The organism is Clostridium sp. D33t1_170424_F3 (genome assembly GCF_015667585.1).
In the GTDB taxonomy this organism is placed as follows: Bacteria; Bacillota; Clostridia; order Oscillospirales; family Acutalibacteraceae; genus Anaeromassilibacillus.
The window spans coordinates 122,796-143,982 of record NZ_JADPEG010000008.1; the positions used below are offsets into that span (position 1 = coordinate 122,796).

Below are 21,187 nucleotides of genomic sequence, written 5' to 3' on the forward strand. Positions count from 1 at the left end.
CTACGCACCGCCTCCCTTGTATTCCGCCGCGCGCAGCACGGCAGCCGTCAGGTTGATCTCCGAGGGACAGGCCAGTCCGCACGCGCCGCATGCAATACAGTGCTGGACATTCGTCAGCCGGAGCGGGTCCGGCTTTTCCCGGGACATCTCCTCATAGACGGCCCAGGGGACTATGCTCTTGGGACAGGCACGGGCGCATTGACCGCATCCGATACACGGGAAGCCTCTGGGGACCGGCGCCTTTTTCAGCGCGATCAGACAGCGGGTGTCTATCGTGACGGGCAGATCCAGATCCGTGACGCGCCGGCCCGTCACGGAGGAGCCGATAAAACAGGTCCCCGGCGCCTGCTCCGTCCCGCAGAAATCCAGCAGGCTGCGCAGCGGCGTACCGAGCGGCACGCGCAGGTTAAAGGGGTTGAGGACCGCGTCCCCGGTGACGGTCACAAGGGTTTCCGTCTGGGGCAGTCCGGTGCGCAGCGTCCGTTCCAGCGCGGCGCAGGCCTGCACGCTGATAAAGCCGGTTTTCTTCCCCTCCCGGTAGAGCTTTCGTTTGAGCATCGCGCGGGCGGGGTAGCGCGGCTCCGCCGTCACACAGGCGGCGGTTGCATGGGTCCTTTGCAAAAGGCGAACCTCCGCGCGGGAGCTCGCCGCAATTTGACAGTCCGCCGCACCGCAGGCCTTTGCCGCTGCTTCCAGGCCAAGAAGCACCTGGTCCGGGCAGGCGCGCAGCGTCGCGATGGCGGAAGACACGTAGGGGTCGTCGTCGATGGCGTTCGCCAGCAGCAGGTCCACCCCGCGCCGGCGGAACTGCTTCAGCTTTTTATACAGCGGCTGCCCGTCAAACTCATCGACGATACCCGCCGACGCCGCGGCCGCGACGATCTGCTCCCGGTGCCCGTGCTCCGGCGGCTGCCTTTCCTCTCCGGGGTCGTCCCAGTCCGGGATCAACACCGCACAAGGCGTCTCACCCAGCAGCGGATGATTGATGATCCGGAGTTCCTCCACTTTTCCCGCGGCGGGCGCAAAAGCGGGCGCGGCAAACTGCGGCGCGGAAAGCGGCGCGTATTTCGGAACCCAGACGCCCGGGACAACGGTCCGATCCGCCGCGCGGGCACACCCGGGCAGCGGTACCAGCAGCTTTTGCGGCGCGGGCGGGGATTGGATTCCCTGCCGGAGCGGCGCGTCTCTGTGCGGCTCCAGGCGAACGCCGCGCGGAAACAGGGTCAAAGGATCACCCCGTTCCCCTCTCGCAGCGCGCGGATCGCTACCGCCGCGTCCGGTGCGCCGAACACACTGGTGCCTGCGACGCAGACGTCCACGCCCGCGGCCTTCGCAATCGGCGCGGTCTCCAGATTGATGCCGCCGTCCACCTCGACGCAGACGCCGCGGCTTTTGAGCGCGCGAACCTTCTCCATCATTGGTTCCATAAAGGACTGCCCGCCAAAACCCGGCTCGACGGTCATCACCAGCACCATGTCCACCTGGTCGAGGTAGGGGTAAACTGCTTCCACCGGGGTCTTCGGTTTAATGGCCAGCGCGGGCTTCGCGCCGCCGTCACGGATTGCGCGAATGGTATCCGGAATGCTGCTGTCGGCCTCCAGGTGGAACGAAATCACATCCGCCCCCGCCTTTAAAAAGTCCCCGACATAGCGGAGCGGGTCACTGATCATCAGGTGTACGTCAAACGGCAGCTTGGTATAGCTGCGGATCGCCCCGATGACCGGCGCGCCGAACGTCAGGTTCGGCACAAAATGCGCGTCCATTACATCCAGATGAATCCAGTCCGCCCCGGACCGGTCCATCCGCGCGGTTTCCTCTCCCAATTTCGCAAAGTCCGAAGACAGCATCGACGGCGCTATCAACATGGCTGCGGCCTCCTTTTATGTTTCGCCTCGCGGCGGTTTTCTTTCCTGCTTATTGTACCTGAATTCTCTCTTTTTTTCAACCTGACCCGCGGTCAGAACGGGATGGATGTGTAATGTCATTCGCGCCTACGGTGGTTATCCCAGTGAACTAAAATATAAAGGAAGCCATTTATAACCCATCCTACAGCGTAATTTTTACTAAAGATAACATAAAGTAGCAGGACAGAAAGAACCAGCTCCTGTAGTGCATCCCAGCCGACAATAATATGTAAACCCAAAAGAAAAAAGCAAACTAGCCCAAGCTTTACCGGCAATGAAGCGCACACCGGTATCCCTGAGCAACTCAGGTATACGGGGGATACCGGGGGTGAAGGGGGGCGCGAGTCGTACCCACCCGGAGCCCAGCTCTCACGCCCCCCTTCGCGTGCCTTTGCCTACTTTTGTGGCAAGACGGACACGCAGTGTCTGACGCGCCTCCGGCGATGGTCGTTTGAAGTATCGAGCGAGGCTTTAGCCTCAAGCGAGCGTCCCCACCGGAGGTGCCGCCCGGCATGAGGGCAAACCAGCGGTTTTCTCCCGCTTTGTGCAAAAGCATAATAGGTTGTATGATTGCACGTGCAATTAATTGCTTTAAATATTTGATAAGAAATATAAGTTGCTTACGCAACGATATATAAGACTATGTAATGCAGTAAAATAAAAGTTTTAAAGGAAATGTTGTTTATACAATAAAAAGAACCCCATTGCTTCCGCAATATAAAAATTTGTTTTACTTTCTTAAAGTAAAAAGTCTTTGCTGTCGCTTTTCAAAGCGACGAATACCCCCGGCGAAAGCCGGGGAACCAAAGAGAAGCCCCAGAGGCAGCTCCCTGCCTCAAAAACAGCAATATCACTCGTTCCCACTCGCTCTTCTCAGGAAGAGAGTTTCGTTCTCTGCGGAGAACGACCAAGGGCCCTGCCTTTGGAAACCGCCGCTTTTCAGAAAAGCGGAAAAACACATTTCAACCATTTACCTGTTCGGTAAAAACAATTCCCGCCGTAGGCGCGAAAGACGTTACACGTCCGGGCCGTACTGACCGGAGGTCCCGGGAGCTTGTCCCGGCCGTCCGGTGAACGCCCGGGCCGTTCACCGCACCCCGCTTCGCGCCGGCCGTCCCGGCTGGAAGCCCGGCAGCGGGGCGAGCCACTACCGGACAATCTATGATGAAGCGGTTTAAATATATTCGCCCCGCACTTTTATTGTATGCGGTTTGCAGGAAAATGGTCTGCATAAATCCAACGTTTATAAAATAAAAATCGCGGGATAGAAGGCTTTGTCCCTTTTTCCCGCGATTTTATCATATAAAAGAACCTATGAATGCTTGTCCTGGTCCTGTCCTTCCGCAAGCTGCCGCTTCCGGTCTTTATAGTATGCCGCGCACAGCAGGATCAGCGCCGCCGCCGCAATCGCGCGGAACACCCATCCCCATACGCCGGCAAACAAATCCATCGGCGTCATTGTATTGGCAACCCACCAGCCGCCCATAATTAGAAAAAAACCGCCCGCCGCATACATGATCCGGTTTTCCCGGCCAAACCGGAAAATCAGGATCAGCCCTACCAGAAACCACATGCCCGCGTAAATATATTCCATCATCGTTTTAACCCTCTCTGAACCCGCTGCGTCAGGCTGTCCGCCGGCCCTCCGCGTTTGCATTCAGTATACCCCGCGCATCCGGTTCTGTCAACCACGGCGCGGACCGCACCGGTAAACGGCTGTATCTGCCACGCCGCAGGGCACGCAGACGCTGCTGCCGCCGTCTCCGGTTCAGGAACTCCCGACGCACCTGCATCAGGCAGCAGATGCCGGTAATCAGCATCAGCACGGTCTGTACCGCCGTAAAAAAGGCGTTGCCCTCCCCCGCCGTCAGAGCCGCAAACCCCATCACAGCGGTCAAAATGCACAGCACCCGGCTTTCCTCCGTCCGCGGCCGGTATTTGACAAAAAGCGCGCACGCGCCGCAAATCCATACAATCCCCATCACTTCGTTCATTGTTCTGCCCTCCTGCCGCTCCGGCGTCGGCGCCGTGAGCGCTCATATGTTCTGTCTGTGTTTATAATAACACATACGTTCTGTTTGCGCAAGCATTTTTTCGAACAAAAATCGAACAAGGCCGGGGCGTCTGCCCCGGCCTTGTCTGTTGGATATAACGGTGTTTGTGGTATAGCCGAGCAAAGGGCGGTTCCGGGAGCAGCGCTCCACGGAACGGTCCTCTGCCAAATTACAAAATCAAAGGCTCGTCAGTCCAAAATATACAGACTCATATTGCGCACGCCGAAGTTCATGCACTCCTGGTACGTATCGTAATAGAGATCCGCCACAATGCGTCCGCTTTTGACGCCGCCGCCGGTATCCGCCGCAATGGCATAGCCGTAGACGGTCTTGCCGTCCGGCGAACAAATATACATCTTTGTGCCGTACGGGATGATCTTCGGGTTGACCGCCACCAGACCCACCGCCGCCGGTTTGCCCGTAGAGGTGCGGCCGCCGCCGGTATAGGCGGAGCTGCGTCCCGTAATCACCTTGCTGTAATTGACGGTATTGCCCTTGTGGTCGACAAGCGTACCGTCGCCGTTGACGATCGCCGTTGTGGAGCTTCTCGGCTTGGAGCCGACGCGCACCACCTGCGTCACAGGTTCCACGTCCACAGTCGTACTGAGAACGGTTTCCTCCGCGAGCTGTCCGTCCACATATTTCTGACGTTTTACAACGGTCTGGCTGCCGGGCACGCCCTGCACATCCACGACCTTTTTGCCCTTGTCCATACTCGCGTCCGTCTTGGTGGTCGTCTCAAACGGAATTTCCTCCGTGACGGTTGCCTCCTGATACCGGACGCGCGCGACGACGATCTGCATGCCATCGCAGACACGTTCGTCCAAATTCACGCTGACTTCGTCGTCCGGGCCCAGCGTGATTCCCTGGTCCTCCAGGGTCTGCGCCACCGTATTGGACGGCGCAAGCAGTTCTTCCGTTTTTCCGTCCGCCGTGATGGAAACTTCATATCTCCGCGTCACGACGATCTCCGTATCTTCGGTGACCGTTTCGTTCTTCTCAGGCTCTACCACATCGTTCACGCCCAGCGTAACGCCCGCTTTATCCAACACATCCGCAACATCTTCCCCGTAATACGCCAAAACGTGATGGGTGACGCCGTCCGCCAGAATGGCCGCGTCGTATGCGCTGACCACCGTCAGATTGATCGCCTCGTCGTTTTCCGTCCGGGTAATATTGTCGTCCTTGCCGACCTCGATCTCAGGATACTGTGCCCTGGCCAGCTTGAGGATGTCCTGCGTCCCGCCGCTTGTGGTCTGGAACGCATAAAATTCCCCGTTGTACGTGAGATTGACGTCGCGCGTCGCTGCCATAACGGTAATGACGGAGCTGACCGTGATCAGCGTCATGACCAGCAGAGCGGTCAGTCTCTTAAACGGGGTTCTACATAGGAAGCGCTTTCCTGTCTCCAGAATCTGCTTCGTTTTCTGATTGAACATTGTTTCACCTTTTTCCTTTGCTGCGGCAAGTTCGGTTTGGCCATCACTTTTTGCCGCCCTCCTGTTGAGCGATAAAAAGACATTGACAAAGTAATACAACTACTACATTTAGGGGGGAGCCCCCTGATCGCCGCGTCATCGTTATTAGGATTTGTGTCAATGTCCGTATTATATTCATCCAATCGCACATTGTCAAATTTCCAGCGAATCGGATTTTGGGCATTATGAACAAGTTGAAAAATAGTATTTTACCATGTTCTCATGATTCGCCGCCTTTTTGCGGTTTTTTTCGGTTTTGCTGGACACACGCCGGATGGGTTTTCTGTGCACAATGCAAGAATTTAATGGTTACAAACTTGTTACAAAGATTTCACTTCTGTATTTTATGCCTTTTTTCACCTGCAAAAGAAAATAAAATTGCGCCGCATCCTCTTCTAAAAGCAAGAAAAAACGGCTTGTACACTGGGTTTCCAGGCATTAGCCCCTCTGGCGTCTCCCGGTTCTTTCTTCCTGTCCGGCTGACGGATTTTCCCACTCACGCCTGTCCACGCCGGCTTTGAGGGCCGGACGCAACCAAACGGCTGACTGCGCAAGGATTGCCGCCTTTTTCTTCCTAATATATAGTATGGGCCTCTTTCCAGGGAGACAATCCACCCGCCGGTGCTTTTTTCCACACGCGTGTGGAAAATTTTCCGGTTCGTCTGCAGTACTTTCCCCGGCGGCACAAAGGGTTTTCCACGGTTTTCAACGAGTTATCCACCATATTCCCCGATTTCAGTCCTCTGGAAAACAACCGCCGCTTGTCTAATGCGTACAGAATTCCCTTTTTCAGACCGGTTGAATCAGTCTATCCGCATGATTCTGCACCTGATGCGGACAGACTTTCCACAGTTAAAAGGAACCGTCGGAAAATGTCGATATGATTCACCATGCAAAGTCACAAAAAAGGCCATTTTTTGTGCTTTTTATCGGCGGCATCATAGATATTGGGGTTTCCAGAGGATTTCCGGCCTGCTTTCCACAATCTCCACCGAGTTTTCCACAGTGGAAAAGGAAAACGCTGTGGAAAGTGGGGAAAACAGAATAACAGAAAGTTCTTTGCGGGATAATTCCTGTTTAGCCATAACAAATTCTGTATTCAGAGATACTATATAAAAAGCACTCGGTTTCTATAGTTGGAGGAAGAATGTATGATAGATTTAAAAAGATTGATCCGGGGCGCGGCCATCCGGACACCAGGGTTCCGAAACCGGAGGTACTGCAATTTATGCCGGCGGCACGCCGCGTTCTTTTACAGATTCGGCCACAAAAGCGCGGTCTTCAACGAGCTGCATATCATCGGAGGCGGCGAGCGCAAAGACTGCGAATGCCCCTACTGCCGGTCGCACGACCGGTTCCGATGGTCCTTTTACCTGATTGAACGGTATACCAACATTCTGGAAGGAAGCTGCACGGTGCTGCAAATCGCGCCGGAACACCAGATCGCCAGGCGGATTGAGCAGAACAAGCTGTGCCACTATTATACCGGAGATATTATGCCGGGACGGGCGAAATATGTTGTGGATGTCACAAAGATGCAGTTTGGGGACGGCATGTTTGATTATATTATCATGAACCATGTGCTGGAACACATCCCCGACGAAGCCCTTGCCATTTCCGAGCTGAAGCGTTGCCTCAAGCCCGGCGGCACGCTGATCCTGTCGTTTCCGGTCTGTTCCGACCGGAAAACCTTCGAGGATACAGGCATTGTTTCCGATGAGGATCGTCTGCGGTATTACGGGCAGACGGATCATTGCCGCCTGTACGGAACGGATTGCCGCGATCACCTGGAACAATACGGGCTGGAAGTGACGCCTTATATTGTAAAGGAAACGCTGGATTCCAAAACGATCCGGAAGATGGCGTTGATTCCGGACGATATCGCATTCTTCTGTACCAAAAAGTGAGCCGTTTTGCGGGGGTCTGTTTCCGCAAAAACAAAGCTCCTATATATAAGGAAAGGGAGGTCCGGCATTAAAACGCCGGGCCTCCCTCTTTATCAGCCGTTTTTTCCAAATTCAGGTGAAATTTTTTCTCCTTGTGAATTTTCTGTTGACTTAAGGTCGGCGGTAACCTATACTTAAGGTGTCGGCAGCAAGGAGGAATGATAACTTTGTCAGACAAGAAAAAAATGGGCCGGCCGCCCTCGGAAAACCCCAAATGCGTCAAGCTGACCGTTCGTGTTCACGCCAACGAAGCGAGAATCCTGGACGAGTATTGCCTGCGAAAAGGGTTGACGCGTGCGGAAGGCGTCCGGGAAGCGATCACCGACCTGGAACAGAAAAAATGAAAGAAGCGGCGCCCCCTTCCCACAAAGAAGATGCGCCGCTTCCCCAACCCAACAACAGCCAAAGGCTATTATGGTCTAAATATTATAACATGGGCCGTAATTTCTTTCAAGTTGTTGTTGGGAACGATTATGAAAGGGATGTATCATATGACAAATGAAGCAGAGTTCCAGCAATTTGTAGAACAGCTTTTGGCAAGGGCCGTCGCGGAGTTCAAGGAGACGGAACAATACCAGCTGTTAAAAGAACAGCTTGCGCAGATGGACCGCAATTGCGAAACGATGTTTGCCAAAGAGGAAAAGGATTTTGCTGAAGAATGCTTTGCGTTGATTTTGAGCGTTGACGGGCAACAGGAACAGTATGTTTATCAACAGGGCTTAAAAGATTGTGTTTGGCTTCTCAAACGTTTGGGCGTATTGGAATGAGAAACCATTCAAAAGGGATTTAAACCGCCCAAAACCTGCCAACCTGTTCCTGAATAGTAAAAGAGGTTTCCCACAGGCAAACTGTGGGAAACCTCTTTTTTGTGCCATATAAACCGCTTTGATAAATCCCAGACGGGAAAATTATCTCTTGGAGAACTGCGGTGCGCGGCGTGCGGCTTTGAGGCCGTATTTTTTACGCTCTTTCATTCTCGGGTCACGGGTCAGGAACCCGGCCTTTTTGAGCGTGGAGCGCAGGTTCTCAGAATCGTACTGGAGCAGAGCGCGGGCGATGCCGTGACGGATCGCGCCGGCCTGACCGGTTACGCCGCCGCCTGCCACACGGCAGACAACGTCAAATTTCTCATTGGTCTCTGTGAGCACCAGCGGCTGACGCACGATCAGCTTGAGGGTGTCCAGACCGAAGTAATCGTCGATGTCACGATCGTTGATGGTGACCTTACCAGTGCCCTGGTATACGCGCACGCGCGCGACGGAGCTCTTTCTTCTGCCGGTTCCGTAAAAATAAGGCGCTTTCTCGTACATAATTCAGTCTCCCTCCCTTAAAGTTCCCAAACTGCGGGCTTCTGGGCGGCGTGCTTGTGCTCGGCGCCGTCAAACAAACGCAGTCTGGTCAGTGCAGCGCGGCCGATGGTGGTATCCGGAACCATGCCTTTGACGGCAAGCTCCATCGCCTTGGTCGGACGCTGTTCCATAAGGGTATCGTACCGGACAGCCTTCAGATGGCCGATGTAACCGGTATGACGATAGTAAAATTTCTTCTCCAGCTTTTTGCCGGTGAGAACTGCCTGCGCGCAGTTGATGATGATGACATGATCCCCGCAATCGACATGGGGAGCAAAGGTCGGCTTGTGTTTGCCGCGCAGCAGAACGGCAGCCTGTGCCGCAACACGGCCCAGCGGCTTACCCGCCGCGTCGATCACATACCACTTGCGGTCGACTTCGCCGGCCTTGGGCATATAAGTGGACATAGCGTTTACCTCCTGAATTTCGGTATTCTTTTTCCAGAGCCTATCCCTCAATAAACCCGCGGTTGCGGCAATTTATTCGGGGATAGACTCTCAGTGCAGTACTGATCTTACCACACCGGGAACAGGCGTGTCAACCCCCAAAAGCGGAATTTTTAATTTACTTTGGCAAATGCTTCTGTTTTCACGCCTTTTTGGCTTATTATCTCCCTCTGACTGGCTCGCCATTCTAATAATCTATTTTTTCACAAGCAGGGCTTCCTCTTTTATCCTTTAATAGAAGGACCCGCTTTCTATTGCAACAGGGTCTGCATCTTTGTCCTTTTCAATCCGCGCGCCGTCCTGTATAATGGACGGATAGAACGCTATATATAAAGGAAAGGAAACCGATCATGCAGAAGATACTGGGAGAGATGCGCGCCGCAATGGAGCGCTATGAGATGATCGCACCGGGGGACCGCGTGGCGGTAGGGGTTTCCGGCGGGAAGGACTCGCTTGTGCTTTTGACCGCACTGGCAAAGCTGCGGGCGTTTTACCCGCAGCCGTTTGAAGTTGTGGCGCTGACGGTAGACCCCTGCTTCGGTGGCGTCCAGACAGATTACACGCCGGTGGAATCGCTCTGCCGGGAACTGGATGTGGAATACCGCCTGCGCCGATCTCGTCTGGGAGAAATCATCTTTGAAGAACGCAAGGAATCCAATCCATGTAGTTTGTGCGCGCGCATGCGCCGGGGCATCCTGCACAACATGGCGAAGGAAGCGGGCTGCAACAAGCTGGCGCTGGGCCACCACTTTGACGACGCGGTCCAGACCTTTTATATGAACTTATTTTACGGCGGAAAACTGGGCTGCTTCTCGCCGAAGAGCTATCTTTCCCGCAAGGATTTATGGCTGATCCGCCCGCTGGTGTTTACGGAGGAAAGCGCGGTGCGTTCCGCCGCACGGAGACATGCGCTGCCCGTGGTCAAAAGCGCCTGCCCGGTCGACGGCGCGACCAGCCGGCAGGATACCGCCGGACTGATTGCAGAGCTGGAAAAACAGTTCCCCGACCTGCGGGCAAAGACAATGGGCGCGTTGCAGCGCGCCCATCTGGACAACTGGTAAGACCTCCGGTCGGGGCGGCCCGGACGTGTAACGTCTTTCGCGGACCTCCGGTCAGGACGCGCTTACGGCGAGGATTGTTTTTCCCTAACAGGTAATGATTAAAACGCGTTTTACCGCTTTTCTGAAAAGCGGCGGGTTCAAAGGGCAGGGCCCTTTGCCGTTCTCCGCAGAGAACGGACGTGCAACGTCTTTCGCGGACCTCCGGTCAGGATGCGCCTACGGCGAGGATCATTTTCACCTTGTGGTAATTGTTAACATATGTCTTTCTACGTTTCTGAAAAGCGGCGATGGTCGTTTAGAGCACCGAGCGAGGCTTTAGCCTCAAGCGAGCGTCCCGACCGGAGGTCCTCAGAAGAGCGAGTGGGAACGAGTGATAGAGTTGTTTATGAGGCAGGGAGCTGCCTCTGGGGCTTTTTTTGGTTTCCCGTCTTTCGCCGGGGGTTTTCGTCGCTTTGAAAAGCGACAGTAAAGACTTTTTTAAAGTTAAAACAAACTTCATACTCTGAAGTATCTGGTTTACTGTGTTTTCTATGTAGCTTAGCGTTTATTCTATTGCGTCAAATGTTGGTATTGTGGTTCCTTCTTGAAATAATAAAAAGAGCTGTCACCTAATTGAATAGATGACAGCTAAAGTTGCTAGATTATTTACTTATGTTTTTCTTGATAACCGCTTAGCTTAGATCCTGCATCATCTCCATCATCAAGTTTTAGACCGGGCATTTTTAAAACGTGATCATAGTCTTTTAACGATTCCGTATGTCCTTCGGTAACAGGAGGATTTTGTGTTTGGCTAAAATTCCTAATACAAAAAAGCGAAATTAATATTATTATCGTAAAAATTATTAATGCAAAAATAATACTCTTTTTGTTTCTCATGTCTAATTCCCATACTTATAAAGCAAACTATCCTCATCATGATCTGTTATTCTTACAGTCCGAAGTGCGTCTGTGTTATTATATTTATACATAATTGAATAGTCAAAACAATCATCATCTTGGGTTCGTCCTTCTCGCTTATCAAAATCTAAACGTTCCCAATCATCGAATCCGTGAGCCAATCCTAACAAATGCCCCATTTCATGCGTTAAAACTGATATTTTTCTATTTGTACTATATGAAGTCATTTGTTCACGCCCCTTTTCTGCTGTATTAATGCCTATATAAATATAACCGTCACTTTCAAAATACGTTGAATTATAATGTTTTGAGTCAGCGTAGGCGTTCGTTGCGGAATCAGGCTCTAATTCTACAAGTAATACTCTTACATCAGCAGATTCATCCTCCTCTACATTTGTCTCATAAGCAGTAATATTAACGTTTCTACTTATATTATTCCATTTAGAAAAAGCAGAGAGCACTTGACTTTCGGTTAGTCCTAACTCTTCTGTTAAATATCTCATAGGAGATGGCCCAATAGCTACAGTTAAATGTCTGGCATCTCTCCATTTTGCCTTAAACAAATGTAATCCATAATCAATTCGACAAGTGAAGTCAGAGTAATTATTGCTTGGTATAACATCATTGGCAGTTGTATATTCGAGTGTAAATTTAGCCTTATCTATTTTATAATGTGCGAGAGTGTTAAAAGTTATTCTACCTCCTTTCGTATAATCATATCCAGAATCTGTAGTATAATTAAGCACCAAATCATTTTCGTACTTAACTTTAACATTCACTCGGCCAGAACGCTTTTTGCCCATATTATGAAATAGGGTTTCAAATCTAGCCGTAGTATTAGCGCGGAAATAAATACTGTCATCTTCTAGTTTAATATGCTTAGCTACTACATCGATTCCATCTTTGAATATTAGTCCGAATTCAGCACTATTATCTGCCCAATTTCTATCATTTGCAGAAATAGAGAAATTAACTGATTGCTGGATAAAATGCGTACCTTCGCCAATTAATAAAGCACTTATAGGGATAATACCTTCCAAAGCATCACCAGGTTGCAAGTTATAATATTCGGCCACTTCTTGTTGATCTTTAGGAATTAAATCATGGCCGTCAACTTTCACTGGATCTAAATGGACAATTGGTGCAACAGCATCTCCTATATTTGTAATTCTAAGATAACAAGGGATTGTTATGTGTGATGGATGAGTTTTTGTTACCGGATCGTAATAATCATCTAGTTCAGCCGTAGGCCAGAAATAAACGTATAAATCTGGCATGTTTTCTGATACTGTAGAAATTTTATTTTCTATTTGATCTGCAATATCTGCAACTTGGAAATATTTTGATTTCTCAGGTGGCGTGGTAGGAGAACCTGCTTTAACTAATTTTAAGTTATGTATTCCAGTTTCAGATTCAGAAAGAGTAGATTTAGAAAGAGAAAAGGGATTAATGTTTGTTTCATTTTCATCTGTATTGTTCAAAGTAACTTTTGTTATTTTAACATCAGGGTTTGGATAAATTTTTAAATTTGAGTTCTCTGTTATTACTTCTCCAGATTCATTCATCTCGTATATAGTTGTAGAGCCATCATCGATTAAAGCATTGGCTTCCAAACTATTTTCTCCAAAACTACTTTCTGAAATTGACTGACCATTACAAACTACATCGTCTCCATCGTCTAATAACAAATCACGTTTATCTAGTACATAGTAGTCCTCACCAATCGAACTTTGCCACTCTTCATCTACATTTGAAGTTGCATAAGTTGGAACCGAGTTGCAAATTATTCCGCATAACAACAGTACAACTATGGCTAAACACTTTATCTTTTTCATTATAATTCTCCTTAATCCAAAAGCGGTTTTTTATTATTGTGATTTAGATTTTTTATCTCATAAACCATTGGAATCACCACTTCCATTCTTAAGAATCATTATTAAATAGTTCTCAAAAGGCATTCTCTATAAACAGTATATATTAATATATTTCACACGTCAACATAAATTTACAAAAATACAACATAAATTTTCTATAATATTGATATTTTTAGTACATATAAAACACATAGGATAATGCATCAAAATTAGCAAGCCTCCCATTTGGTTCAACTGTGATTACAAAATCAGTTTTAACCTGGATTGTTGTCGCATGGTTCCTGATGAAAAAGGGACAGGCGCGCTAAAGAAGACGCGTCTGTCCCTTTCACTTATTCTTTCTTTGAGAAATATGCTCCATCCCAACCATATCGGACGGTTTCTTCCTCCCCCGTCGCCTGGTTCCAGATTTTCGCCGCGATTTCCCCTTCCGCGGGCTGTTCCAGCAGCACCGAAGACTCTCGGGAATCGTGGCGTTCGATCTGTCCGATCTGGGAAAGAATTCCATCTTTATTGACACTATATATATTGTAGGAATTTCCGCCGCTCCACAGCCAACTGCCAAGCGTAAAGTCCGGATTTCCGTCGCCGTTGCAGTCGGCAACCTGCAACGCAACCGGCCCGTAAAAACAGATGTCCTCATCGGCGCTCAGGTCTACGGGGATTTGCGAAATAGGCGTTCCGTTACGTACGGACTGGAGGACAAACCGGCCAACGTAGTTGTCGCCGTCCTGAAAATAGCCTCCGTACATAAAATCCGGGTCGTTGGAATTCCATTTACGCCCTTCGGTCATGATCAAATGTACATCGATTGTATCCCCGCCCGGAAGTTCCACAGGTGTGTAGCCCAGTGAAGTCGGCAATATCTGCTCATCTGCTGCCGGGTTGGAGCTGGAGATTCCACCCGTCCCCGCACTGCCGTTTCCGCCGAACTGCAACGTATCTTTCGAGAGAACCTCGCCCGAATCTGATAGAATCGCTGCATCAAACACCAGGGTATCCAATGCGTTTCCGTCAATTGGCGTCTGATAGGTTTTTCCCGGCTCCCAGTTTCCCGACTCGCTTTCTTCTTCAAAAGCGTGCCAGCTCATTCCCTGTCCGTCCTCCGTAAGCAGACGGCCGCCGACATGTATGGACAGTTTTGTCCCTTCTTCCAAATTTTCCGGAACCGTGAAGCTGAACGTTTCATTATCCTGATCGTATTGCACAGAATCCATTAGCTTCTGCATGGGAGCGGAAGGCGCCATTTGGGCATATTCCTCTGGCAGCGCTCTGTTTCCCGTATATGTCCAGCCGCTCAGCCACTCATACGCGGCAAGATAATAGTCCCCGTCAATGTTTAAATAGATGTTTCCGATATTGGACACGGTATGGTGTTCTCCGTTTTTCATCCGGAGATAAAACGTCTTGGTTTCTCCTTCTATCTCTTCAACGACTCCCGTGTACCTGCCGCTGCTGCTGTTCAGCAGTTGAACAACCTCTGGAATTTCCTCCTCTGTAAACAACCGGTATTGCTGTTCTTCTATTCCGGGATAGACAAACAGTTCGATCTGCTCCACCTCGTCGGCGCGCAGGGTTTGCGCCCACTCCATCATCTCAGACCGATATATTGGATCTGCCGCCAATCCGAACCCTGCGAGCAACAGCGCGACAATCGCCAATCCTACCGCCCAAACGGCGGGCTTTCGGTATTTCAGCGCGTTTTTAATCCGCTGGGCCGCACCTCCCTCTCCAAACGCAAGCGGGCTTCCGTTGAGAATGCGGCGGCCCGTAGCAAACGCCAGCAAACAGGAAGCGTATGCCTTCCGGCCCTCCCCGTCCAATTTCTCCAGCACGCACTCGTCGCAGGAAAGCTCCATGTCGTTCCCCATCAGGAAAAAGGCGGCCCAACAGCAGGGGTTGAACCAGTGGACGCACAGCACCAGAAACGCCAGCATCTTTATCAGATGATCCCCGCGCCGGAGGTGCGCCCCCTCGTGCAGCAAAACATACCGCTGTTCTTCCTCCGTCAATCCGGCGGGCAGATAAATCTTCGGGCGGAAAAGCCCAAAGACAAACGGCGTTTCCAGTCCTTCCAGCTCATATAGATTGTCCCGCAGGGGTGACGCGCCGAGTATGCGGCATTTTAACATCCAGATGGAAATGACGCCGTACAGGAGCATGCCCGCGACGCCAATCATCCAGACCACAGCGGCGCTTGCCAGCACCACCTGCATCGGATTCATGCTGACCGTCGGAGTCGCGGCGGGAAGCGACGCGTTGACGGCGCTGTCCAGTACGCGAATCCCCGTATGAATCTGCGGCTGCGCCTGATAGGCAATGTCCGCCGGAACAACCGGGCGGGCGGAGGGCAACAGGCTGAGAACGCTTCCAAAACTGAACGGGCACACCAGGCGGAACAGCATCACGCCCCACAGATAATAGGAAAAACGACGGGGCGCGCGCTTTAACAGCAGACGGACCAACAGCACCACCAGAAAAATATAGCTGGCGGTCAGGCTCATATTGAAGACGGTGAGAAATACATTCTCCATGCCTACTCCTCCTTATACGCGTCGATCAGCGCCTGCAGCTCTTCTGCCTGCGCTTTGCTCAGCTTCTTGCCTCCCATAAAGGCTGTCAGGAATTTCGGGAGCGATCCCCCGAATGTTTCCGCGACAAACTGCTTGCTTTTTTCCTGCGCAAACGCCTCTCTGGAAACCAGCGACGTGACGACCGCGTCCCGATTCTGGAACAGGCCCCGGCCGCAGAGCTTTTTCAGCACGGTATAGGTGGTGGACTTTTTCCAGTGCAAAGACTCCTCCGCCAAGCGGACCAGCTCGCCGGAGCCGACCGGCTCATGCTGCCAGATCAGCTCCGCAAATTTGCGCTCGCCCTCCGCCAATTGATACAGTTTCATAGTTATTCCTCCTCTGGTCTATTCTTTATCGACCAATTTAAGTCTATCATGAATAGACCTCAAAGGCAAGAGAGGTTTCAATACTGTAAAGAATTCGGATGCGCAACCGCAGGGTTGCAGGACGAACCGGCGGGTTGGTTCCGTTCCTCTCTTTACTCTGTTATAATAACCGCACGGCGTTACCAAAATCGGAGATTTTGACGCCTGGGCGAACATTGTTCCGTTGTGACGGAGGCTGCGCCTCTTCATGGAATAATAACCGCACGGCGTTACCAAAATCGGAGATTTTGACGCCTGAGCGAACATTGAATCATGCCAGCAAAAACGGTCCGTTAAGCTACTGCACGATACGAACTACTCTGCATCGAGGGCATGATTGAATAACCGCACTCTGTAACCGAAAGCAGCATTTCCAACTTTCCGCACGACGCGAATGCTCAAGCTATAATACAAATTGTATAAAGGAGATGGAACTATGCAAATTGGAGAGAGAATTGCCCGTGCAAGGAAGGCTGTCAACCTCACACAGGACCAACTGGCGGCGCTTTTGGACGTGACGCGGCAGACCGTTTCCAAATGGGAATCCGACCTCGCCCTGCCGGAAACCGCCAAGCTTCCCAAATTGGCAGAAGCCCTGCAAACGGACCTGAACAGCCTGCTGACGGAAGGCAAAACGCCGGCCATCGTCATGCAGCCGACCCCGAACGGCGGCTATGACATCGATTGGACGCAGGTCTGCCCAATCCTTGCCACTTATCAGCAGGAGGTAGACTGCGCGGCCTATGAGGAAACATTCCGCAATATAATGCTGGAGATCAAAGCGCGCTATCACTACTCCATGGAGGACGCCATGCTGGTCGCCAAAGACTTGCTGTACCAATCCTATCTGAAATTGCAAAAAGAACCAGAATGACAAAAGCGGACGTAAAGCATACGTCCGCTTCTCTATATGTATAATCAGTCATCTAATATACATTTTGTAAATCAGCTGTATTTACAAAATGTATTAAATATCAGCTACATTACGATTCGGATTATGAATTGACTGGCACAGCGCCAACCATTGGCATCCCCGGCAGACCGTTTTCAGCAAACCGGCGGAGAGAACCCGTTCCTCGACCAATCGCTGAAAGTCCCTCCATGTCAGGATTGCGCCATCTTCCAGCCCGCAAAACGCCAGCACCGCTGCGTCGTACCGGCACACCTTCTGCCCTGAGGTACACCCGTCGGGTTCATTGTGCGGACAGCTCGCGCAGAGTATGTCCTCCCGCACCCGCAAACAGATTTCCTGTTCCGGCGCATCGTGCAGCGCTTCGACTACGCGGGTCATATTTGCAACAAAGGAGGGGCTGTAGCCCTTGCCGGTAAAGTGACGGATGCACAACCCGTGGTGCGGGCGGAGGGTCATTCGCTCTTTCATCTTACGCCGCCCCCGCTTTTTTGCGCAGGCCCAGCGCCCGGTTCAGCGCGGGCACCAGAAGGGACGCCACGACGATTTTTGCCGCGTCGCCCAGCAGGAACGGTACCACGCAGAGCAGCAGGGATTCCAGCAAACCTGTCCCAGTGAAGATCATGAACCACGCGGTTCCCAGCAGATAACACAGCAGCTCACCCGCCGTCATGACCAGCGCCAGCTGCCAGACCTTACCGCCGCATCGGCCTGCCAGCAGGCCGATCAGCCAAGCCGCCGCGATATAGCCGATGATATAGCCACCGGTCGGCCCCGCCACAATCCCGATCCCGCCGCTGAAGGAGGAAAACACGGGCAGGCCGATCGCCCCCATCAGCACATAGACCGCCTGACTGACCGCGCCGTTTTTCGCGCCAAGCACACCGCCCGCCAGCATGACGGAAAGCGTCGCCAGATTGATCGGCACCGGCTGCACCGGGATCGCGATCTGAGAAAGCACGGCGGTCAGCGCGACAAACAACGCGCAGAGCACCAGATTTCTGGTTGTGTTTTGTTTCGACATCTTGTTTTCCTCCCGATTGTCAACCTATTTGTTTTAGTATGGTTTACAATAGGTTTATTATAGGGACTTTTTCAGAGGATGTCAAGAGCGCACCTCAAAACATTTCACATTAAATTGCCTGTATTTTCTCACTTTATAATCTGTCATAGACAAGAACGGAACTATAAGCGCATCTAATCCTTCCAACGGAAAAGCAAATGGAATTTTTCATCATCTGGGATTTTTTCGTCTAAAACTTTCTATGGTTTCTTCTATCAAAAAAATCTGGCGAGATGTTAGCCCATCCGTATTAATCTGATAGCGGGATTCCATACCCAAAAGAAAATCCGCACTGACGTTAAATAAGTATGCGAGCTTTTTCAGTGTGAACAGGGAAGGCGTTTTATCATTTCTTTCATAACTGCTGACAGTGCTGGGGCGAAGATACAAACGGTCTGCCACCTGCTTTTGCGTCATTCGTTTGCTTTTTCTCAATCTCCGCAGTTTTTGGCCCAAATCGGATGTGGCACCGCTTGTATCGTCCATCTTAACCATCAGCCCTTCATAATTAACTGGCAGCAAGTATATCAAATATACAGATTGACTGTGTCTGGAAAATGAGCATCCGTTTACCCGTTTGATACGGCACTCACGCTCCTCTGTTTAGATATAAATTCTTTCATAACATCTTGCAGTTCTGCCATGAAACTCATTTTCTCATCTTTCCTGCCGCGCAATGATTCTATGATAACGCATTTTTTATGAAGTGCGCTCAATCATCTAAGTATTCGGAGATTAACCGGCATAATTGAGATATAAATTGGAGTGAACTAAAATTGAATACATCGATTCTCATATTATCACTGGAAAAAATCCAAAACGCCCCGATCAAACTGAAATCAGATTGATCGGGGCGCTTGATTGATTCACCTTTTATTCCCGTCCGTTCTCCAGCGGCATGACCCAGATTTCCATTTGGGTGGCGTCTTTGCCGTGCGATTCGTAGCGTTCCACCGAAAACGGCGCGGTGGTCAAACCGTGCCGCGGCAGCCACACGCCGAACAGGTATTGCTGCGCTTTGTAGAGCGCGTCCATGACCAGCGCTTCAAAATGTTCAGCCTCAAAGGTGCAGACAATATAATTTCCCGCGGGAAGCTCCCAGCAATCGAACCCATCCGGTGCATCGCCCCGGGCCTGCCCGCCCGCAAAATAGCGGAAATAGCCGCTTTCCGCGTCCGGATAGGATACCCCCAGCTCATCGCCGCCGGGCAGCAGGGCGGAAAGCCCCTCCTTTTCCTCATGGAAGGTCGTCCAAAGCGTTTCCAGCGGGTCCACGCCGGAAGCCACGCCCAGCCCGTCGACAAATCCGACCGGCATCTTTTGAGTCCGGCCGATAAAACGTTCCGGCTCCGCCAGCGTCTTCCGGCCGATCTCCAGCACGATACCATCCGTCACCAGCGGTACGCCTTCGTCGATCATGGTATAGTGCAGGGCAAGCTGCGGCTTTGTCATGCGGTTCAGCGCAATCGGATTTTTGCGGTATTCCTCCGGGGTCATGCCGAACGTATCCTTGAAGGTGCGGGTAAAGTGCTCATGTGACGAAAGTCCCACGTCAAGCGCGACGTCCAGAATCCGCCGGTCTTCCCGCAGAAGCTCCGCCGCGCGCGCCATCCGGCGCAGGCGCACATACTCCATCACCGGTTTTTTCACCAGACGGCTGAACAGCCGCTGGAAATAAAACGGCGACAGCGCGGCCTGCCCGGCAAGCTCCTCTATGGTCATTTCTTCGGAAATATGTTCTTCGATATAGTCCACGGTTTTTTGAATCTGTTCCCATGCGTACATTTTTAACGCCTCCTTTGTCCATAGGATACCACAGGAGGCCGCCCGCATGCTTGACCGGAAATGCCCTCTTTACAGTTCTCTTCCCACCGCCTGCGCCACCGTGCGGACCTTGTTGAACAGGTCGGCGTAGACCGGAATCGGCAGCTGCTGCGCCGCGTCGCTCATCGCGGCCTTCGGGTTCGGATGCACTTCGATGATCAGGCCGTCCGCGCCCGCGGCAATTCCCGCGAGGGACAGCGCCTCGATATAGCGCGCCTTGCCCGCGGCGTGCGACGGGTCGATGATGATCGGCAGGCTGCTGCGCTCCTTGACCACCGCCACCGCGCCGACGTCCAGCGTGTTACGGGTCGCCGTCTCAAAGGTGCGGATTCCGCGCTCGCAGAGGACAACATTGTAGTTGCCCTCGCTCATGATGTACTCCGCCGCGTCGAGCCACTCCTCAATGGTGGAGGACAGGCCGCGCTTGAGCAGCACCGGCACGCCGGAGCGCCCGACCTCGCGCAGAAGACGGAAGTTCTGCATATTGCGCGCGCCGATCTGGAACATATCGCAGTATTTGGCAGCCGTCTCGATCTGGTCGTGCGCGACAACCTCGCTGACCACCTTCAGGCCGGTTGCGTCCGCCGCCATGCGCAGGAGCTTGAAGCCCTCGTCCTCCATGCCCTGGAACGCATAAGGGGACGTGCGCGGCTTGTACGCGCCGCCGCGCAGGAAGGTTGCACCGGCGGCTTTGACGCCCCGCGCTGCTTCCAGAATCTGCTCCTCGCTCTCCACCGCGCAGGGGCCGGCCATCATCACCAGCTTTTTGCCGCCGATGGCTTCCTCCCCCACCCTGGCGATCCGCCCGTCCGGGCACATCTCACGGCTGGCAAGCTTATACGTGTGCATGATGGGCACGCACTTTTCCACGCCGTCCATCAGCTCCAGGTTGACGTTGGCAAGCCGGGTCTTGTCTCCCAACACGCCGATGATGGTCGCCTGCGCGCCCTTGGACAGGTTTGCCCCCAGTCCGTGCTCTTTTAAAATGTCTATGATTTTCTCTACGTCCTGCTGGGTAGAGTTTTGCTTCATCAATATAATCATGGCGGTTCCTCCTATACTTTTGTTACTTTATGCTTTAAAGCGCTAAATACTATTATACGGATGATTCACAAAAAAGCAAGAGGTTTTGCCGGAAAATCTTTTGGAAAAAATAAAAACAGCCACCCTATTGGGTGACTGCTTTTGGTGTTGGCGTCTTCCTATTGTCCCGGGCCGTCGCCAGCCAAGTATCGTCGGCACTAATGAGCTTAACTTCCGTGTTCGGGATGGGAACGGGTGGACCCTCATCGTCATCGACACCAACTATTCAGTTTGCCGGGTGAATTGCTCACCGGCGACTTCTATATATTATCACAGCCTCTGACAAAATGCAAGTATTATTTTCCGTTTTTTTGAAATTTTTTTGAAGGCGGCTTTTATACGAGAATCCCAGCGACTTTT

21 protein-coding genes and 1 rRNA gene are annotated in these 21,187 nt (G+C 51.8%); 5 read left to right on the top strand and 17 right to left on the bottom strand.

Annotated elements, in window-relative coordinates; all coding sequences use genetic code 11:
- The 5 genes from I4V53_RS07180 to I4V53_RS07200 form a co-directional block, all read right to left on the bottom strand.
- The gene (locus I4V53_RS07180; protein WP_195984952.1) at positions 1-1,227 is read right to left on the bottom strand and encodes a 4Fe-4S dicluster domain-containing protein; all 1,227 of its coding nucleotides are present in this window, start codon (positions 1,225-1,227) and stop codon (positions 1-3) included.
- Positions 1,224-1,865 carry a ribulose-phosphate 3-epimerase gene (gene rpe / locus I4V53_RS07185; RefSeq protein ID WP_195984954.1) on the bottom strand — a complete coding sequence of 214 codons (642 nt, stop codon included), beginning with the start codon at positions 1,863-1,865 and terminating at the stop codon, positions 1,224-1,226. The genes I4V53_RS07180 and rpe overlap by 4 nt, the downstream gene beginning before the upstream one ends.
- A gap of 1,351 nt (positions 1,866-3,216) precedes the next feature.
- Complete coding sequence (locus I4V53_RS07190) at positions 3,217-3,501, bottom strand: hypothetical protein (RefSeq protein ID WP_195984956.1); 285 nt, start codon at positions 3,499-3,501, stop codon at positions 3,217-3,219.
- Positions 3,502-3,529: 28 nt separating this feature from the next.
- Entirely contained in the window at positions 3,530-3,898 is a 369-nt protein-coding gene (locus I4V53_RS07195; protein ID WP_195984958.1) for a hypothetical protein, read from the bottom strand.
- Between the two features lie 248 nt (positions 3,899-4,146).
- Positions 4,147-5,397, bottom strand: coding sequence for a resuscitation-promoting factor (locus I4V53_RS07200; protein ID WP_195984960.1), 1,251 nt, complete (start codon positions 5,395-5,397; stop codon positions 4,147-4,149).
- Between the two features lie 1,190 nt (positions 5,398-6,587).
- On the opposite strand from I4V53_RS07200, the gene I4V53_RS07205 reads away from it, so the two are divergent.
- The 3 genes from I4V53_RS07205 (at position 6,588) to I4V53_RS07215 (ending at position 8,149) form a co-directional block, all read left to right on the top strand.
- Positions 6,588-7,343 (top strand): class I SAM-dependent methyltransferase, encoded by a 756-nt coding sequence (locus I4V53_RS07205; protein WP_195984962.1) that lies wholly within the window; start codon positions 6,588-6,590, stop codon positions 7,341-7,343.
- A 206-nt stretch (positions 7,344-7,549) separates the two neighbouring features.
- A complete protein-coding gene (locus tag I4V53_RS07210) occupies positions 7,550-7,726 on the top strand; it encodes a hypothetical protein (protein ID WP_271732918.1) in 177 nt (58 codons plus the stop codon).
- 147 nt (positions 7,727-7,873) lie between these two features.
- Positions 7,874-8,149: a hypothetical protein gene (locus I4V53_RS07215; protein WP_195984967.1), complete on the top strand. Its 276-nt coding sequence runs from the start codon at positions 7,874-7,876 to the stop codon at positions 8,147-8,149.
- A 141-nt stretch (positions 8,150-8,290) separates the two neighbouring features.
- Here the strand turns inward: I4V53_RS07215 and rpsI are convergent, their stop codons facing one another.
- Together rpsI and rplM are read right to left on the bottom strand one after the other, a co-directional pair.
- The gene (gene rpsI / locus I4V53_RS07220) at positions 8,291-8,692 is read right to left on the bottom strand and encodes a 30S ribosomal protein S9 (RefSeq protein WP_050699410.1); all 402 of its coding nucleotides are present in this window, start codon (positions 8,690-8,692) and stop codon (positions 8,291-8,293) included.
- Between the two features lie 17 nt (positions 8,693-8,709).
- Positions 8,710-9,138, bottom strand: a complete 429-nt coding sequence (gene rplM, locus I4V53_RS07225; protein WP_050699411.1) for a 50S ribosomal protein L13 — start codon at positions 9,136-9,138, stop codon at positions 8,710-8,712.
- A gap of 389 nt (positions 9,139-9,527) precedes the next feature.
- Between rplM and I4V53_RS07230 the strand changes: the two genes are divergently transcribed.
- Positions 9,528-10,238: a tRNA 2-thiocytidine biosynthesis TtcA family protein gene (locus I4V53_RS07230; RefSeq protein WP_195984969.1), complete on the top strand. Its 711-nt coding sequence runs from the start codon at positions 9,528-9,530 to the stop codon at positions 10,236-10,238.
- A gap of 645 nt (positions 10,239-10,883) precedes the next feature.
- Here the strand turns inward: I4V53_RS07230 and I4V53_RS07235 are convergent.
- From I4V53_RS07235 to I4V53_RS07250, 4 genes are all read right to left on the bottom strand, one after another.
- The gene (locus I4V53_RS07235) at positions 10,884-11,114 is read right to left on the bottom strand and encodes a hypothetical protein (protein ID WP_195984971.1); all 231 of its coding nucleotides are present in this window, start codon (positions 11,112-11,114) and stop codon (positions 10,884-10,886) included.
- 2 nt (positions 11,115-11,116) lie between these two features.
- Positions 11,117-12,970, bottom strand: a complete 1,854-nt coding sequence (locus I4V53_RS07240) for a zinc metalloprotease (protein WP_195984973.1) — start codon at positions 12,968-12,970, stop codon at positions 11,117-11,119.
- A gap of 371 nt (positions 12,971-13,341) precedes the next feature.
- Complete coding sequence (locus I4V53_RS07245) at positions 13,342-15,543, bottom strand: M56 family metallopeptidase (protein ID WP_195984975.1); 2,202 nt, start codon at positions 15,541-15,543, stop codon at positions 13,342-13,344.
- A 2-nt stretch (positions 15,544-15,545) separates the two neighbouring features.
- Positions 15,546-15,908, bottom strand: coding sequence for a BlaI/MecI/CopY family transcriptional regulator (locus I4V53_RS07250; protein WP_195984977.1), 363 nt, complete (start codon positions 15,906-15,908; stop codon positions 15,546-15,548).
- Positions 15,909-16,383: 475 nt separating this feature from the next.
- Between I4V53_RS07250 and I4V53_RS07255 the strand changes: the two genes are divergently transcribed.
- Entirely contained in the window at positions 16,384-16,821 is a 438-nt protein-coding gene (locus I4V53_RS07255; RefSeq protein ID WP_195984979.1) for a helix-turn-helix domain-containing protein, read from the top strand.
- Positions 16,822-16,914: 93 nt separating this feature from the next.
- Here I4V53_RS07255 and I4V53_RS07260 read toward each other — a convergent pair whose 3' ends face one another.
- The 6 genes from I4V53_RS07260 to rrf form a co-directional block, all read right to left on the bottom strand.
- Positions 16,915-17,328 (bottom strand): DUF1284 domain-containing protein, encoded by a 414-nt coding sequence (locus I4V53_RS07260; RefSeq protein WP_195984981.1) that lies wholly within the window; start codon positions 17,326-17,328, stop codon positions 16,915-16,917.
- Between the two features lies 1 nt (position 17,329).
- Positions 17,330-17,881: a biotin transporter BioY gene (locus I4V53_RS07265; RefSeq protein WP_195984983.1), complete on the bottom strand. Its 552-nt coding sequence runs from the start codon at positions 17,879-17,881 to the stop codon at positions 17,330-17,332.
- Positions 17,882-18,091: 210 nt separating this feature from the next.
- Entirely contained in the window at positions 18,092-18,406 is a 315-nt protein-coding gene (locus I4V53_RS07270) for a helix-turn-helix domain-containing protein (protein ID WP_195984985.1), read from the bottom strand.
- Positions 18,407-18,793: 387 nt separating this feature from the next.
- Positions 18,794-19,705 carry an AraC family transcriptional regulator gene (locus I4V53_RS07275; RefSeq protein WP_195984987.1) on the bottom strand — a complete coding sequence of 304 codons (912 nt, stop codon included), beginning with the start codon at positions 19,703-19,705 and terminating at the stop codon, positions 18,794-18,796.
- 69 nt (positions 19,706-19,774) lie between these two features.
- Positions 19,775-20,788 (bottom strand): 3-deoxy-7-phosphoheptulonate synthase, encoded by a 1,014-nt coding sequence (gene aroF / locus I4V53_RS07280; protein ID WP_195984989.1) that lies wholly within the window; start codon positions 20,786-20,788, stop codon positions 19,775-19,777.
- A gap of 145 nt (positions 20,789-20,933) precedes the next feature.
- Positions 20,934-21,050, bottom strand: a 5S ribosomal RNA gene (gene rrf, locus I4V53_RS07285).
- Positions 21,051-21,187: the final 137 nt, after the last annotated feature.